At 23.8% G+C, this 16486-nt stretch carries 14 protein-coding genes and 1 pseudogene; 6 read left to right on the top strand and 9 right to left on the bottom strand.

What is annotated here, in order from left to right; translation table 11 throughout:
- Nucleotides 1-5 precede the first annotated feature (5 nt).
- From lysS to TGUWTKB_RS02755, 6 genes and pseudogenes are all read left to right on the top strand, one after another.
- Nucleotides 6-1529: a lysine--tRNA ligase gene (gene lysS / locus TGUWTKB_RS02780; RefSeq protein WP_041063345.1), complete on the top strand. Its 1524-nt coding sequence runs from the start codon at nt 6-8 to the stop codon at nt 1527-1529.
- Nucleotides 1530-1566: 37 nt separating this feature from the next.
- Nucleotides 1567-2373, top strand: coding sequence for an exodeoxyribonuclease III (gene xthA, locus TGUWTKB_RS02775; RefSeq protein WP_041063343.1), 807 nt, complete (start codon nt 1567-1569; stop codon nt 2371-2373).
- A gap of 47 nt (nt 2374-2420) precedes the next feature.
- Nucleotides 2421-3041 carry a guanylate kinase gene (gmk, locus tag TGUWTKB_RS02770; RefSeq protein WP_041063653.1) on the top strand — a complete coding sequence of 207 codons (621 nt, stop codon included), beginning with the start codon at nt 2421-2423 and terminating at the stop codon, nt 3039-3041.
- An 18-nt stretch (nt 3042-3059) separates the two neighbouring features.
- Nucleotides 3060-3257 (top strand): annotated as a pseudogene (rpoZ, locus tag TGUWTKB_RS02765) (DNA-directed RNA polymerase subunit omega); the annotation flags it as partial.
- 145 nt (nt 3258-3402) lie between these two features.
- Nucleotides 3403-5484, top strand: a complete 2082-nt coding sequence (locus TGUWTKB_RS02760; protein WP_041063646.1) for an ATP-dependent DNA helicase RecG — start codon at nt 3403-3405, stop codon at nt 5482-5484.
- A 711-nt stretch (nt 5485-6195) separates the two neighbouring features.
- A complete protein-coding gene (locus TGUWTKB_RS02755; protein ID WP_041063342.1) occupies nt 6196-6852 on the top strand; it encodes a YchE family NAAT transporter in 657 nt (218 codons plus the stop codon).
- Between the two features lie 27 nt (nt 6853-6879).
- Here TGUWTKB_RS02755 and cls read toward each other — a convergent pair whose 3' ends face one another.
- The 9 genes from cls to TGUWTKB_RS02710 all read right to left on the bottom strand — a co-directional run bounded on the left by cls (nt 6880) and on the right by TGUWTKB_RS02710 (nt 16449).
- Nucleotides 6880-8250 carry a cardiolipin synthase gene (gene cls, locus TGUWTKB_RS02750; RefSeq protein WP_408605742.1) on the bottom strand — a complete coding sequence of 457 codons (1371 nt, stop codon included), beginning with the start codon at nt 8248-8250 and terminating at the stop codon, nt 6880-6882.
- Between the two features lie 104 nt (nt 8251-8354).
- Nucleotides 8355-8891, bottom strand: coding sequence for an inner membrane-spanning protein YciB (locus TGUWTKB_RS03455; protein WP_041063339.1), 537 nt, complete (start codon nt 8889-8891; stop codon nt 8355-8357).
- A gap of 52 nt (nt 8892-8943) precedes the next feature.
- Entirely contained in the window at nt 8944-9684 is a 741-nt protein-coding gene (locus tag TGUWTKB_RS02740) for a YciC family protein (protein WP_041063337.1), read from the bottom strand.
- A gap of 207 nt (nt 9685-9891) precedes the next feature.
- A complete protein-coding gene (gene trpA, locus TGUWTKB_RS02735; RefSeq protein WP_041063335.1) occupies nt 9892-10707 on the bottom strand; it encodes a tryptophan synthase subunit alpha in 816 nt (271 codons plus the stop codon).
- On the bottom strand, nt 10704-11897 hold the full coding sequence (gene trpB, locus TGUWTKB_RS02730) for a tryptophan synthase subunit beta (protein ID WP_041063333.1): 1194 nt from the start codon (nt 11895-11897) through the stop codon (nt 10704-10706). Before trpB ends, trpA begins: the two co-directional genes overlap by 4 nt.
- A gap of 20 nt (nt 11898-11917) precedes the next feature.
- Nucleotides 11918-13285 (bottom strand): bifunctional indole-3-glycerol-phosphate synthase TrpC/phosphoribosylanthranilate isomerase TrpF, encoded by a 1368-nt coding sequence (gene trpCF, locus TGUWTKB_RS02725; protein WP_041063332.1) that lies wholly within the window; start codon nt 13283-13285, stop codon nt 11918-11920.
- A complete protein-coding gene (trpD, locus tag TGUWTKB_RS02720; RefSeq protein WP_041063644.1) occupies nt 13254-14285 on the bottom strand; it encodes an anthranilate phosphoribosyltransferase in 1032 nt (343 codons plus the stop codon). The genes trpCF and trpD overlap by 32 nt, the downstream gene beginning before the upstream one ends.
- 17 nt (nt 14286-14302) lie before the next feature.
- A complete protein-coding gene (locus TGUWTKB_RS02715) occupies nt 14303-14881 on the bottom strand; it encodes an aminodeoxychorismate/anthranilate synthase component II (RefSeq protein WP_041063330.1) in 579 nt (192 codons plus the stop codon).
- The gene (locus TGUWTKB_RS02710; protein WP_041063641.1) at nt 14881-16449 is read right to left on the bottom strand and encodes an anthranilate synthase component 1; all 1569 of its coding nucleotides are present in this window, start codon (nt 16447-16449) and stop codon (nt 14881-14883) included. The genes TGUWTKB_RS02715 and TGUWTKB_RS02710 overlap by 1 nt, the downstream gene beginning before the upstream one ends.
- Nucleotides 16450-16486: the final 37 nt, after the last annotated feature.

Genomic DNA, 16486 nt, shown 5'->3' with positions numbered 1-16486 from the left:
ATCAAATGTTAAACAAAAACTTACAGAAAGATCGTGAAAAATTACACATCTCAGAAGAAAAAGAAAAAGAGATACGTAGAAAAAAGCTAAAAAATTTACGTAATTCTAACGACGAAATTTTTCCTAATGACTTTCGTAAAAATTGTATTGTTAGCAAACTAAAAAAAAAGTATCAAAATGAAGACAATCAAAAATTACTTAATATTAACGTTAGTATTGCTGGACGAATAATTAGCAAACGTATTATGGGTAAAGCTTCTTTTGCACATATACAAGATGAAGGAGGAAAAATTCAATTATATATAACATGTAATTCAGTAAATAATAATTTTTATGAAAGTTTTAAAAAATGGGATCTTGGAGATATTATAGGTGCAAAAGGTTATTTGTTTAAAACAAAAAAAGGCGAACTTTCTGTTCATTGCTTAGAAATTTTTCAATTAACTAAAGCTTTACGTCCTTTACCGGATAAATATCATGGTCTTGTAGACAAAGAAATTTGTTATCGGAAACGATATTTAGATCTTATTGTAAACACTAAATCTCGCGAAAAGTTTAAAATACGTTCCAAGATTTTTCATTATATCCGTCAATTTATGTCAGAAAACAACTTCTTAGAAGTAGAAACTCCAATTTTACAAACTATTCCAGGAGGAGCATCAGCTCGTCCATTTATAACTTATCATAATTCTTTAAATATGGACATGTATTTAAGAATATCTCCAGAATTATATTTAAAACGTTTAATAGTAGGAGGATTTGAAAGAGTATTTGAAATAAATAAAAGCTTTCGTAATGAAGGTTTATCAACCTTTCATAATCCTGAATTTACTATGTTAGAATTGTATATAGCATATGCTGATTATAAAGATCTAATGAGTTTTATAGAAAATTTTTTTTACCAATTAACCATGAACGTTTTAAAAAAAACAATTGTCAAATACGGAACAGAAACTTTTGATTTTTCTCAAAAATTTATAAGAATGACAATGAATGAAGCTATTATAAAATATAATACAAAAATCAAAAATATAAATTTAGACAATTTTATTGAAATATCGAATTTTGCAACTTCTATTGGAATCTCTATAGAGAGAGATTGGACTGTTGGTAACGTTATTTACGAAATTTTTGAAAAAACTGTTGAAAAAAAATTAATACAACCTACTTTTATTACAGAATATCCTATAGAAGTCTCGCCTTTAGCAAAAAGAAATACAAAAAAAAAATCTATAACTGATAGATTTGAATTATTTATTGGAGGATATGAAGTTGGTAATGGTTTTTCAGAATTAAATGATGCAGAAGATCAAAAAGATCGATTTAAAAAACAAATTAGCACAAAAGAATTTAACAGTATAAATGAACACTTTTTTTATGATAAAGATTATATAATTGCTTTAGAACATGGTTTACCCCCAACAGCTGGTTTAGGTATAGGAATAGATCGATTAGTAATGTTATTAACAAACAGTCAAAGTATCCGTGATGTTATATTATTTCCAATATGTCGTCCTGATAACAAATAATTTATTCAAAATGCTATTAAAAAAAAATTAATTATATATGAAATTTTTATCTTTTAATGTTAACGGATTAAGAGCTAGATTAAATCAATTAGAACAGGTTATTAGTATACATAACCCTGATGTAATTGGTTTACAAGAAATAAAAGTTCATGATGATGTATTTCCAATTTTAGATATAAAAAAATTAGGATATCATTCCTTTTTTTATGGTCAAAAAAGATATCATGGAGTAGCTTTATTAACAAAAAACAAACCTATATGTATTTTGCGAGGATTACCAGATGATACTATACATACAAAACGTCGTTTAATTCTTGTAAAAATAAAAAGCAAGATTGGTATTATTACTATCATTAATGCTTATTTTCCTAATGGAGAAAATAGAAAAAATATAGAAAAATTTACTGAAAAAAAAAATTTTTTTTATAGATTAAAAAAATTTATAGAAAAAAATTTTTCTCCTAATGATTTTGTCTTATTAATGGGTGATATAAATGTTGCTATTAATGATAAAGATATTGGAATCAGCGAAAATAATAAAAAAAATTGGATAAAAAATGGAAAATGTGCTTTCTTACCAGAAGAAAGAGAATGGTTTGCTAGTTTAGTAAATTGGGGTTTTATAGATATTTGGAGATCATTTAATCCAGATATAAATAACTGTTTTTCTTGGTTTAGTTATAGTTTCAATAGTTTCAAAAAAAATCAAGGATTACGCATTGATTTATTATTATGTAGTTACCCACTATATAAATTTTGTAAAACAACAGAAATGGATTATAGCTTTAGAGCAATGATTAAAACATCTGACCATATTCCTATTTGGGCTGATTTCAGTATCTAATATTCTTATTAGTAAGGAAAAGGTTCGCTAAAAAATAATTGCTTATGATAAAAAAAAATATCTTATATATCATATCCGCTCCCAGCGGAGCGGGTAAGTCGACGTTAATAACGAATATTTTAAAAAACAAATTTTTTTATAATATCAAATTATCTATTTCATATACTACTAGAGAGATAAGATCAGGAGAAATAGATGGAGAAGATTATCACTTTATTTCAAAAAAAGAATTTAAAAAATTAATTAAAAAAAACGAATTTTTAGAGTATGCAAAAGTCTTTGATAATTATTATGGTACTTCAAAAGTATTAGTTAACAAACTACTACTAAAAAATTATGATGTAATACTAGATATTGATTGGCAAGGAGCTAATCAAATTCGTAAAAAAAATAAAGATATATGTAGTATTTTTATACTACCTCCATCTAAAAAAGTATTATATCATCGTATAAAAAATAGAGGACAAGATACTGATGTTGTTATTATAAAAAGGATGAAAAAAGCTATTAAAGAAATGAGTCATTATCATGAATATGATTACTTAATTATTAATGATAACTTTAGTAAAGCTTTATTTGATCTTAAAAACGTTTTTTATACTGCGCATCTATCTACTAAACAACAAAAAGTTTATAATTATGATTTAATTAACAAATTATTAACATAACAAAAAGGTAATTGTAATATGGCAAGAGTAACAGTGCAAAATGCGGTTGAAAAAGTAGGAAATCGTTTTGATTTAGTCTTAGTTGCCGCTAAAAGAGCTCACCAAATTCAATCTGGTGGTAAGAAAACATTAGTTCCTGAAGATAATGATAAAGCTACTGTTATTGCTTTACGTGAAATTGAACAAGGATTAATTAATAGTAGTATTTTAAATATATATAAAAATATTAGTGATTAAATTTTTTTATTTTAATTTATTAATTTTAAAAAATTTTATAAATATATTTAGAAAATTTTGTTTGAGCATTATTATCTTTTATGTATTTATTTTTCTATAAAAATTTAGCAAGCATAGTATGAATATGAAAAATATTTATCTTAGAAATATCTCAATTAATTCACTTATTAATATTTCTTTAGATCAAAAGAAAATATTTTTAAAAAAAGGAATAAATAATATTCACGATCTTTTGCTATATTTTATTCCATTAAGATATGAAGATTATAGAAAAATTTCAAAAATTAATGTAGTTATTCCAAATAATGTTTATATTATCAAAGGGACAGTTATAAACTGTAAAAAAATTATCAAAAAAAATCGTTATATTTTCCTATATAAAATAAAAGACGAAAGTGGTGATCTTTTTTTGCGTTTTTTTTATTTTTCTCCACAAATAAAAAAAACATTATTTATTGGTGCTACAGTTACATTCTATGGAAAAATCATAAAAAATTTTAATCAATTAGAGATTATTCATCCTAAATTTTTAATGAATAACAAAGATTATCTTAATATAAAAAAAAAATCAATAATTCCAATATATCCTAAAATGTTAGGAATATCTCAAAATACAATTAAATTTTTTATTAAAAAAGCTCTAAATTTATTAAAAGAAGTACATATTAAGGAAATTATTCCAGAATTCATAAAAAATAATTTGATAGACTTTTCAAGCGCATTAAGAGAAATACATCAACCATCAATTGATTTGTATAAGAATACGTTAAAAGAAAATATAATTTTTTTAGCAAAAAAACGATTAATTTTAGAAGAAATTTTAGCTTATCATTTACATTTAATTTTTTTAAAAAAAATCAAACAACAATATAAATCCATTCCTTTTTTTATTAATAAAAAATCTGTTGAAAAATTTATCTCTAATTTACCTTTTCAATTAACAAACGCACAAAAAAAAGTTATAAATGAAATCAATCAAGACTTAAAAAATGATTTTCCTATGTATCGTTTAATACAAGGTGAAGTTGGTTCAGGTAAAACTTTAATAGCTGCTATTACTGCATTAAATGTAATTTTGCATGGAAAACAAGTAGCTTTAATGGTTCCTACTGAATTATTAGTTGAACAACATAAAAAAAAATTTTTAAAATGGTTTTTACCATTTAATATTAAAATTGTTTGTTTAACTGGTAAGCAAAATAAGAAAATTCGTCAAGAACAATATCATCAAATAGCGTCGGGTTATGTATTAATGATCATTGGGACTCAAGCTTTACTTCAAAAAAAAGTAATATTTAAAAATTTATCTTTAATCATCATCGATGAAGATCACCGTTTTGGTGTGAATCAACGTTTTTCTATATTAGAAAAATCCGAATATAAAAAAAAATATCCTCATCAATTAATGATGACTGCTACACCTATTCCAAGAACTATAAATATGGTATCTTTTGAATATATTAATATATCTATTATAAAAGAACTACCTAAAAATCGTTTACCTATTGTTACAGTAATTATACCTGATATTCGTAGAAAAAAATTGATTAACCGTATAAAAAAAATTTTAGAAAAAGGACAACAAATCTATTGGATATGTACATCAATTATTCAATCAAAATCATTGAATATTAGAGATTTAGAAATTACTTTAAAAGAATTAAAAAATCTATTACCTCAATATAATATTGGTATTTTACATGGTAAAATGAAAGATTCCGAAAAAAAAAATATTATGTTTCTTTTTAAGAAAAACTTTTTTCAACTATTAGTTACCACAACTATAATTGAGGTAGGAATTGATATTCCTAACGTAAGTTTAATAATTATTGAAAATTCAGAACGATTAGGTTTATCTCAATTACATCAATTACGCGGAAGAGTAGGAAGAGGAAGTCATCAATCTTATTGTATAATGTTATATAAACATCCATTAAACGAAATTGCAAAAAAACGCTTTAAAATTTTAAAGAATTATAATAGCGGTTTTGAAATAGCAAAATATGATTTAGAACATAGAGGTTTTGGTGATTTTTTAGGTACCCGTCAAACTGGATTTATTAATTTTAAAGTTGCCAATCCTTTCAAACATCGATTATCTTTTCTTGAAATGAAAAAAACAGCTTTTTATATTTATAAAAAATTTCCTAATATAGCACAAGAAATTCTTAATCGTTGGTATCCAAATATTAAAAATTTTTTTTAATATTTATATATTATAGTTAACTATATGAAACGTATTTACTGTCTATATAAAAAATTTAAAAAAATTTTAATAAACATACTTTATTTTAGATATACTAATATAATTAATGTAATGTGTAGAAAATAAATAGTGTAACAAACCAATTATCAATATAACGTATTTACATTTAAAAAAAATTAATAAAAATTTTATTTAAAGCAGTTAGTCTTAATGAGATCTAAAATAAAATTAATAAAAAGAAAATATAAATTATTTAATAATAAAAAAAAGTTTAATATTAATAAAATATATAAATAAACAAAAAATAAAAAATTTACATAAAATAACTAACAATATTTATGATAAAATTATCTATACAAAATATTTTTTAAAAATTTATATAAAAAACACACTAACTTTGTTATTATTGGTAAGTTTAACTATTTTTTAATATAAAAATATTAATTAAACACAGATTTTTAAAAAAACTCGTATTTATTTACGATAATGTAATATTTTATATATACAACGTTTAATAAAATAATTTAAATTTATATTTTATATAAAAATATAAACGTTTATTATTAATATTTATTAAAAACCCTATAATTTTTTTTTACAATGGCAAGAAATTTTTTATATAAAATCATTTATTTATTATATATACTCTACTAATAATAAATTTCATTAAATGATTCATAAAAATTTAATTGCTCAAGGAGCAAACAAACTATGAATCTTTTTTCTATTAGTCTATCCGAATATATTAAATTTTTAATTGGACTTTTTGTAATAGTAAACCCTGTTGGGGTATTACCAATTTTTATTGGAATGACTAGTACACAATCTGTAACAGAACGAAAACAAACTAATATTGTTGCACATTTTACTGTTGCTGCAATATTATGTATTTCACTTTTTTTAGGAGATTCTATATTACGTGTTTTTGGAATTTCAATTGAATCTTTTAGAATAGCAGGTGGTATATTGATTTTAACTATAGCAATGTCTATGATTAGTGGCAAACTAGAAAAATCTCAAAATAACAAAAAGTCTAGTTCTGATGATATTGATAATAATTCTAATGGAAATATTGGTGTAGTACCTCTTGCTTTACCATTAATGGCGGGACCTGGAGCAATAAGTTCAACAATTGTTTGGAGTACACATTCTAAAAATATTTTTGATTTATTAGGTTTTAGTTTATCAATTATGTTATTCTCTTTTTTCTGTTGGTTATTATTTCTTGTTGCACCTTATGTTGTACGTATTCTTGGAAAAACTGGAATTAGTATTGTCACAAAAATTATGGGGCTATTATTAATGTCTTTAGGTATTGAATTTATTGTAACTGGAATTAAAGTTGCATTTCCTAGTTTTTCTAGTTAGATATATAATCTAAAAAAAATTAAAAATTTATAATAAAGGGCTAAAAAAATAAAAAAGCCGTTCAATTATTCGTTTCCACCAAGATCTTTTTGACCAAATTTTAATATTTAATAGCGTGGATTTGGCAATGTATTCATTATGAATATGGTATAATTTTTTTCCAAGTTTTCTATCATCAATTACTAATGTAATTTCAAAATTTAACCATAAACTACGCATATCAAAATTAGCTGTACCAACTAAACTTAATTGTTGATCAATTAATAAACTTTTGGTATGTAGTAATCCACCTTCAAATTGATAAATTTTAACCCCTGCATTTAATAAATCACTAAAAAAAGAACGGCTTGCCCAAGTGACTAAAAAAGAATCATTATTTTTAGGAATAATGATTCTTACATCGATACCTCGTATAGCAATTTTACAAATAGCTTCTAAAAGACGAGCACTAGGCACAAAATATGGAGTAGTTATGGTTAATTGTTTATGAGAAGAATATATTGCGGTTAACAAAGTTCTATGTAATATATTTTTTTGATAACCGGGCCCGGAAGGTACCATTTGAATAACATGATCATATTTTTTTTTACTATAATCATTAATTTGAAGTTGAATAGGTTCTCCTGTTTCTATTTCCCAATCACAAGCAAAAAGTACATTGATAAAAATGACAATTGGTCCTTTTAATCTGATCATAATATCAATCCATTGACCAACTTTTTTTTTTTGTTTAAAATAGAAAGGATCAGCTAAGTTCATGCTTCCTGTATATGCAATATTATTATCAATTAAAACTATTTTTCGATGTTGTCTTATATCTATCCTTCTAGAAAATATTCTAAAAATATTTATTTTTAAGGCTGCTACTATATCGATTCCTGCATCACGCATTTTTTTTGCCCAAAAGCTTTTAAAAAAGCAAAAACTACCAACTGAATCTAAAATTAATTTACAAGATATTCCACGTTTTGATGCAAGTATTAAGGATTTTGCAATTTCATCCGCTAAACCCCCAGGATACCAAATATAAAAAATCATTTTTATACTATTACGTGCTAATAAAATATCACGAATTAGTACATGCATAATTTTTTGAGCGTGCGTAAAAATTTTTAATTGTTTTCCTTTAACGCCCAATAACTTTTGTCGATAATGAGAGAATTTAAATAATGATTTTGCTACATTACTATAAGTATTTGTAAAAATGTTTTGATACTTTTTTAGTTCATCATACCAATTGCTAATAGACAATAAAATTGCATGTGATCTTCTTGATCTTTTTTGTTCAATATATAACTCATCAATTAATAAATAGCAGATAATTTTAACTGACATTAAAAAATAAATAATAAGTAACCATTTCATAAAAGAAGTTACTAGTTTTTTGTAGTAATTAATGAATTATACTCATTATTAATAAATAGTAGTGAAAAATTTTAATAAATAGTTAAAAAATTATTCATGATGTATAAATTTATAAATATAACAACAAATTTAAAAAATTATTTTTCCAAATTATTTTTTTTAAAAATATAAATACCATTTAATAAAAGAAAAATAAAAGTTATTGAAGTAAAACCAAATATTTTAAAATTTATCCAAAATACTTCAGAACAAAAAAAAGTAACATAAATATTTATTAATCCGCAAATAAAAAAAAATATAGACCAAGCTATATTTAATTTACTCCAAATATTTTCAGATAATTTAAAATCTTTTTCAAAAAATTTTTTTATTAAAAATTTTTTTTTCCACCAATGATTAATGACAAAAACAAACGATAATATAAAATATATAACTGTAACTTTCCATTTTATAAAGATAGCGTTGTGAAACAATAAACTAATAATACATAGTGATGTAAGACAAAAAAAGTTAATAATTTCTATCTTAGTAAGCTTTTTTTTTAAAACAAACCGATTAAATAACAACAAAAAACCGCTAGTTATTACCATACTTATGGAGGCAATAAAAATATCATATAATTTATAAAAGATAAAAAAGAAAAACAACGGTATAATGTTTATTATATATTTCATATATTTTATATAACATTAAAAGAAAAAATTATAAATAAAATAGAATTAAAATTTATTTAGGTAATAGCATATATAATCTAGATAAATAAATTAACTCTATTGCATAAAATAAGTTATTAACAAAATTAATTAAAAAAGAAAATATATAATCATGCTCTATTCCTATAAAGTTTTTTAAAAATATTAAAAAAATCATTTTTATTAAAAAAGAAAATAATATTATAGGAGCTATAATCCAAAGATTTTTCCAAGTAACAGATATACTTTCTTGAAAGGCATGCCATAATTTAATTCTCTTTGCAAAAAGAATAATAGGTGATAGCGATAAAAGAATGGCAATAAAAATACTAGGTAACATAAAAAATGCAAAAGAACTATTAATAAGTAATCTAATAATCAAAGTTTGAATAAATATTTGAAAAAAAACTGGCTTGATTTTTTTTATGAGATTTATTAATGTACAAGATCTATGAGAAGATATAAGATCGATAACAGATAAAATAACGCCAACAAATAGTGAAATATTTGTAATAAATAAAAAAATTTTAATAACACATACGTATAATAAAGTATATTTTTGAGTTAACGTTAGACTATTAATATATTCAAAAATAGAAGAAAACTTTTTTTTATTTTCAATAAATGTTGTAATAATTTCTTTATCACTATGTAAAAAAGAATCAAAAAATACTACAAAAAATGAAAAAATTATTGAAATAAAAATAATTTTAATTAATTGATTTCTTATAAAAGAGATTGTATCACGGTACAACATATTTGCCGTAATAACCATTATTTCTCCTTGCAAAAAAACTTTAAGAGTAGTTAAATAAAAAAATAGTTTATTATAATAAATTTAATAAAAATGAGCTATAAAACATTTTTATTAATATTTTCAATACAATAATAAATTTCTTTCTTTATAGAGATGAAAAAAAATCGTTATATTTTATATAAAATTTACATAATATCAAATGAAAGATTTAAAATTGATAGATTTTTATATTATTGTATTAATTGTAGCATTTTTTAACAAACGTACAATTGAATTTAATTTTTTGCATAACAAAGTCAAGTTTGACTGATTTTCTTCTATAATTTTTATTATAACAGATCCAGAAATTACTCCTGTTGCACCAGATTGAATAATAGTTTTTATTTGATCAGTATTACTAATTCCAAAACCTTGTATAATAGGTACTGAATTATATTTTTTTAATTTATTAATTAAACTTTTTAAAAAAAGTAACTGATTATCTTCAACACCAGTAATTCCTAATCTAGATACTAGATATATGTAACCTCTTCCTAATTTAGATATTTTTTTTAAAAAATTATCGGTTGCATTTGGCGGACAAATAAAAATTTCATCTATATTATAATAATTAGCAACTTTACAAAAATTTGATGACTCTTCTATTGGAAGATCTGGTATTAATACAGAATCTACACCTGATTCTTGACATTTTTTATAAAATTCTTCAATACCATTACAAAAAACTAGATTTGCATAAACTAATATACCAATAGGAATCTGAGGATATTTGTTTCTAATCTCTTTAATACAGCTAAAACAAAAATTTTGATCAACTCCAGATTTTAAAGCTCTCATCATTGCAGATTGAATAGTCGGGCCATCTGCTACAGGGTCAGAAAATGGAAAACCTAACTCTAAAGCATCTGCTCCACTGTTTATAATAATATCAATAATATTTTTTGTGTATTCAATACTAGGATCTCCAATAACAACAAATGGTATAAAAGCACCTTCATTATTTGATAATAATTTTTTAAAAACGTTATTATATCTTTTCATTGAATTTTCCTTGCATTTTTAGATAAAAAATCATTTACAGTAATAATATCTTTATCACCACGTCCAGAAAGATTCACAATTATTATTTGTTCTTTATTTGGATTTTTTTTAATAATTTTTAAAGCATATGCTAAAGCGTGAGCAGACTCTAAAGCAGGGAAAATCCCTTCATATTTACAAAGTTTTTTAAACGCATCAACTGCTTCTTTATCGTTTATTACAACATATTTTGCACGTCCAATATCTTTTAAATATGCATGTTCAGGACCTATAGATGGAAAATCTAACCCAGCAGAAATTGAGTAAGATTCTAAAATTTGTCCTGTATTATTTTGCATAATAGGTGACTTCATTCCAAAATAAATTCCTAAATCTCCACAATTTAAAGGTGCACCATGTTTGCCACTTTCTATTCCTTTTCCAGCAGGTTCTACTCCAATGAGTTTTACATGTTTTTCTTCAATAAAATTGGTAAATATACCAATAGCATTAGACCCTCCTCCAACACAAGCAATAATCATATTGGGTAATTTTCCTTCTCGATTTAAGATTTGTTCTTTAGTTTCTTTACCTATTATTCTTTGAAATTCGCGAACTATTGTAGGATATGGATGAGGACCTGCTGCTGTACCTATCATATAATGTGAGTTTTCATAGTTTTTAGACCAATCTCGTAATGCCTCATTACAAGCACTTTTTAATGTTGCTAATCCACTTTTAACTGGAATAATTTCTGTGCCTAAAAGACGCATACGCATAACGTTTTGAGATTGGCGATCTATATCTTTTAATCCCATATAAACACGGCAATCCATATTAAATAATGTGCTAGCAATAGAAGCAGCTACTCCATGTTGTCCTGCCCCTGTTTCAGCAATAATTCTTTTTTTACCCATATGTTTTGCTAATAAAACTTGACCTAGAGCTTGATTAATTTTATGTGCTCCGCTATGTAATAAATCTTCTCTTTTTAAATAAAGTTTTGTTTTTGTGCCTTGTGTTAAATTACGACATAAAGTCAAGGATGTCGGTCTACCAGCATAGTTTATAAGCAAATCATTAAGATCACGACGAAAGTTTTTCTGATGCATTACTTGAACAAAATATCTTTCTAATTCTTTCAAAGCGTTAATTAGGATTTGAGGGACAAACATTCCTCCAAATTTTCCAAAATATGTATTAAGTAACATTTTTTTTCTTCTAAATAGTTTTATAGGTTTTTAAGTATATAGAAAACAGAATTAATTTTTTGATGATCTTTAATACCTGGAGAAATTTCTACTCCAGAATTAAAATCAAGGCCAGAACATCCAAAATAAGAAGCTTTTTGGCAATTTTTAGCATTTAAACCGCCTGCTAATAATACATTTTCTAAATTTTGATTTTTTAATAACGACCAATTAAATGATTTATTACTTCCTCCATATACATTATCAAAAACATATCGATCAATATGAAAAAAATTTCTTTCTGGCAAAAAATTTTTTATTTTTAATACTTTCCAAATATTAATTTTTTTAGGTAAAATTTTACGTAAAGTAGTAATAAAATCTTGAGTTTCTTCTCCATGTAGTTGAATAACTTTTAATTTTAATTGTAATGCTTTATTTAAAATATTCTTAATTGATTCATTAGAAAATACTCCTACCCATTGTAGTGGAACACTATTAATAATTTTTTTTGCTGTGATATCATCGATTTTCCGTTTTGATTCTTTTATAAAAATTAAACCTCCATAAATTGCTCCACATTGATAAGCAAATTTAGCATCTTCTATACGTGTTAAACCACAAACTTTATTTTCTCCAAAAATAATACGTTTTATTCCTATATTAATATTTTTTTTTTTAACAATATTGGTCCCTATTAAAAAACCATGAACAAATGGGTTTAATTTTTTAATATCAGCATAATATGCAATTCCTGATTCGCTAATAATTTTTATGTTTTTGTTTATTAAATTTGCAGATAAATGATAAGTACGATTAAAATCAATAGAAAAATTTCTCAAATCACGATTATTAATACCAATAACTTTTGCTTTTAATTGCATTGCACGGTTTACTTCATCTTGATTACTAACTTCTGTTAATATTCCCATTTTTAGTTGATGTGCTATTTTTGATAAATTTATATATTCTTCATCGTTTAGTATTGATAACATTAATAAAATTGCATCTGCTTGATAATAACGTGCTAAATAAATTTGATATTTATCAATAAAAAAATCTTTACATAATATTGGTTGAGAAATTTTTTTTTTTGCAATCAATAAAAAATTAAAGTCTCCTTTAAAATATTCTTCATCAGTTATAATAGAAACAACTGAAGCATAATTTTTATATTCTTGTAAGAGTTTTTTTAAATCAAAGTGTATTGAAATATTTTTTGAAAAAGGAGAAAATTTTTTACATTCTAATATAAAAATAGTTTCTTTAGTATTTGTTATTGTTTTATAAAATTTGTTATCAGCTTTTTGTAACAAATTTTTTAAAACAGTAATAGGTTCATCTTTTTTTTTTTTATTTATCCATATCTTTTTATTTTTAATAATTGTATCTAAAATTGTGTTGTTCATTATTTTTTTCCGTTAACTGTAAAACTTTTTTATACGACTCACCGCTACGAATAACCTGTAAAGCCCATTTTGCGTTTTCATATAAGTCTTCATGGTTGAATAACTTTAATAGTAATGCAACATTAATAGCTATAAGTTCTTCATAGAATTTATCACTTTTTCCTTGCAAAATTTTAATAAAAATTTCATAATTTTGTTCATCGGTATTTTTATAAAAAAAACTTCTAGAATAAAAAGGTAAACCAAAATTTTCTGGTGAAACTTGGTAACTAAAAATTTTTTCTCCTTGAACTTCAACTATTTGAGTAATTTTATGCAAAGATACTTTATCTATATTACCACTATTAACAACAATAGCTCTTTTGTAGCCCAATAACTGTAAAGTTTTTGCAACAGGTAAAAGCAGAAAAGGATGATAAACTCCAATTAAACCTAATTTTGGTCTTGCAGGATTAATTAGTGGTCCTAAAATATTAAAAATTGTTTTTACTTTAATCGTTTGTCGTATATTTTGAATATTTTGAAAAATAAAATGATAATTGTTTGAAAATAAAAAACAAAGATTTATATGATCTAAAAAAAATCTGGATTGTTCTGCAGTGATGTTAATATTAATTCCAAGTTTTTGTAAAAGATTAAAAGAACCCAACCGAGTATTACTGATATTGCCGTGTTTTGCTATTTTTACACCACAAGTTGCAGCAACAAATGCACTAGCAGTAGAAATGTTAATATTATTACCAGAGTCACCACCAGTTCCAACTATGTCTGCGAAGTCATAGTTTGGTGATGGAAATTTTTTTGCTTTTCTTAATATAGCTATTGCAGCTCCAGTTATTTCTTCTGGTGTTTCACCTCTAACTTTCATAGCAATAATAACGCTAGTTAATTCAATTAAATTTAGTTGATTTTCAATAATACAATCAAATAAAAAAAAACTTTCATTTTGAGTAATAAATTTTCCATTATATATTTTTTTTAAAATTATTTCTTTTTCCATATTTTTTCTCATTTTTTTTAAAAAACTATCCATTTTAATGTTTTTTTTAATAGTTCTTCACCTTGTGTTGTTAATATAGATTCTGGATGAAATTGAAAGCCACAAACTCGATCTTTTTCATTAATAATACCCATTACCATATTATTATATTGAGCATTAACAATAAGTGTTTTTGGAATTTTAGTTCCCACTAATGAATGATAACGTGCAACAGATAAAGGATTTTTTAATCCCTGAAACATTGCTTTCCCATTATGATGGATTAAAGAAGACTGTCCGTGTAAAATTTCATTAGCTGGTTTAATAACACCACCATAAGCTTCAATAATTGCTTGATGTCCTAAACAAATTCCTAAAATTGGAATAATTCCTTTTAATTTTTTTATTAATTCTAATATACACCCAGCTTTTTTAGGAACACCTGGCCCAGCAGAAATGATTAATATTGGATTATGCATTAATTTTATTTTTTCTAATAAAAAAGTACTAGAAAAGTTATTACGAAAAATAAATACTCTATATGATAAAACTTTTAATTGATCAACTAAATTATATAAAAAAGAGTCAAAGTTATCGATTAATAATATATCAGACATTAAAATGTATCCTTACAATAGTGAGCTTTTGCAATAGCGTATAAAACAGCTCTAGCTTTATTTAAACTTTCGTTAGTTTCATCTTCCGGATTAGAATTTACTACTACACCTGCTCCTGCTTGTATAGTTGCAATATCATTTTTTACATATGCAGAACGTATAATAATACATGTATCTAAATCACCCATAGAAGTTAAATAACCAATAGCACCCCCATAGCTCCCTCTCTTTTTTGTTTCTTTTTCTGCGATTAATTGCATTGCACGTATTTTAGGTGCTCCTGTTAAAGTACCCATATTCATACATGCACGATATGCATGTAACACATCTAAATCATTTCTTAAAGTTCCAACAATTCGAGAAACTAAATGCATAACAAAAGAATAACGGTCGACTTTTAGTAGTTCTTCTACAAAACGACTACCTGGAATACAAATCTTTGATAAATCGTTACGAGCTAAATCTACAAGCATTAAATGTTCTGATAATTCCTTTTTATCAATTCTCATTTCTAATTCAATACGTTTATCTAAATCATTATTTATAAATCCATTTATAGAATAACCACGCGGTCTTGTACCAGCAATAGGATAAATTTCAATTTTTCTCGTAGATGAATTAAACTTTAGTGAACTTTCTGGTGAAGCACCAAAAAGAGTAAAACTTTTATCTTGCATAAAAAACATGTAAGGACTAGGATTTTTTTTTTTTAAAATATTATAAGCAGTTAATGAAGAAGGACAAGGAAGGTAAAATTGTTGTGATGGAACCACTTGAAAAACTTCTCCTAAAATAATTTCTTTTTGCATCTCTTTAATAATTCTACAAAAATTTTCTTTATTAGGAATTGCTTTTAATTTCATGTTTTTTATTTTTTTAGTAGGTATTTTATATAGAGATATATTGGATTTTTCTATTATGTTCGTTAATTCGTTTACACGCTTTTTTAATCTTTTTTCTTCGGATTGAGAAGGTACAAATAAACTTGCTTGTAGAATAGAAGTTTTATTACGATGATCTATAATTAGCAGAGTTTCAGCTAAATAAAAACAATAATCTGGACAATTTTTTTTTAAGTTAACATATAATAATGGTTCAAAATGATCTACTAAATTATAAGAAAAAAATCCTCCAAGAAAAACAGACATTTTTTCTTCTTTTGAAGATTTTACTACTTGATTAACAAATCTTAAAGCATCAAACACAGATATTGACTTTAATTTGCTATCTTCATCTTGCATATGATTAATTGTAGGAAATATTAATTCATATCCATCTTTATAAAAAATAATCTTAATAATATCAGGTATTAAATTTTTCATTAATGATAATAATTTCTTTCCATTCTTAGATAATATTTTAAATCTTACTTTATTATCCAATGCAGTAATACGTATTGCGCTATCTATAATTAATAAACTTTTTAGATCTTTTTTTTTATTAATATCAGCAGATTCTAATAATAAAGTAAACGAACGTTTTTTACATAATTCATAAAATAAAATAGATGGGTTTTTTTTATATACTACATGATTTTTAATTAATTTTAATGTAGGTTTTTTATACATTTTTTCTCCAATAAACATAAAATAAAAATTTTAATAA

It is taken from the genome of Candidatus Tachikawaea gelatinosa (assembly GCF_000828815.1).
Lineage (GTDB): Bacteria > Pseudomonadota > Gammaproteobacteria > Enterobacterales > Enterobacteriaceae > Tachikawaea > Tachikawaea gelatinosa.
This window is presented reverse-complemented; position numbering and strand designations above follow the sequence as displayed.

Coding starts and splice junctions, on each gene's coding strand:
- lysS (WP_041063345.1), top strand. CDS start 6: ATGTTAAACAAAAACTTACAGAAAGATCGTGAAAAATTACACATCTCA.
- xthA (WP_041063343.1), top strand. CDS start 1,567: ATGAAATTTTTATCTTTTAATGTTAACGGATTAAGAGCTAGATTAAAT.
- TGUWTKB_RS02760 (WP_041063646.1), top strand. CDS start 3,403: ATGAAAAATATTTATCTTAGAAATATCTCAATTAATTCACTTATTAAT.
- TGUWTKB_RS02755 (WP_041063342.1), top strand. CDS start 6,196: ATGAATCTTTTTTCTATTAGTCTATCCGAATATATTAAATTTTTAATT.
- TGUWTKB_RS03455 (WP_041063339.1), bottom strand. CDS start 8,891: ATGAAATATATAATAAACATTATACCGTTGTTTTTCTTTTTTATCTTT.
- TGUWTKB_RS02740 (WP_041063337.1), bottom strand. CDS start 9,684: ATGGTTATTACGGCAAATATGTTGTACCGTGATACAATCTCTTTTATA.
- trpA (WP_041063335.1), bottom strand. CDS start 10,707: ATGAAAAGATATAATAACGTTTTTAAAAAATTATTATCAAATAATGAA.
- trpB (WP_041063333.1), bottom strand. CDS start 11,897: ATGTTACTTAATACATATTTTGGAAAATTTGGAGGAATGTTTGTCCCT.
- trpCF (WP_041063332.1), bottom strand. CDS start 13,285: ATGAACAACACAATTTTAGATACAATTATTAAAAATAAAAAGATATGG.
- trpD (WP_041063644.1), bottom strand. CDS start 14,285: ATGGAAAAAGAAATAATTTTAAAAAAAATATATAATGGAAAATTTATT.
- TGUWTKB_RS02715 (WP_041063330.1), bottom strand. CDS start 14,881: ATGTCTGATATATTATTAATCGATAACTTTGACTCTTTTTTATATAAT.
- TGUWTKB_RS02710 (WP_041063641.1), bottom strand. CDS start 16,449: ATGTATAAAAAACCTACATTAAAATTAATTAAAAATCATGTAGTATAT.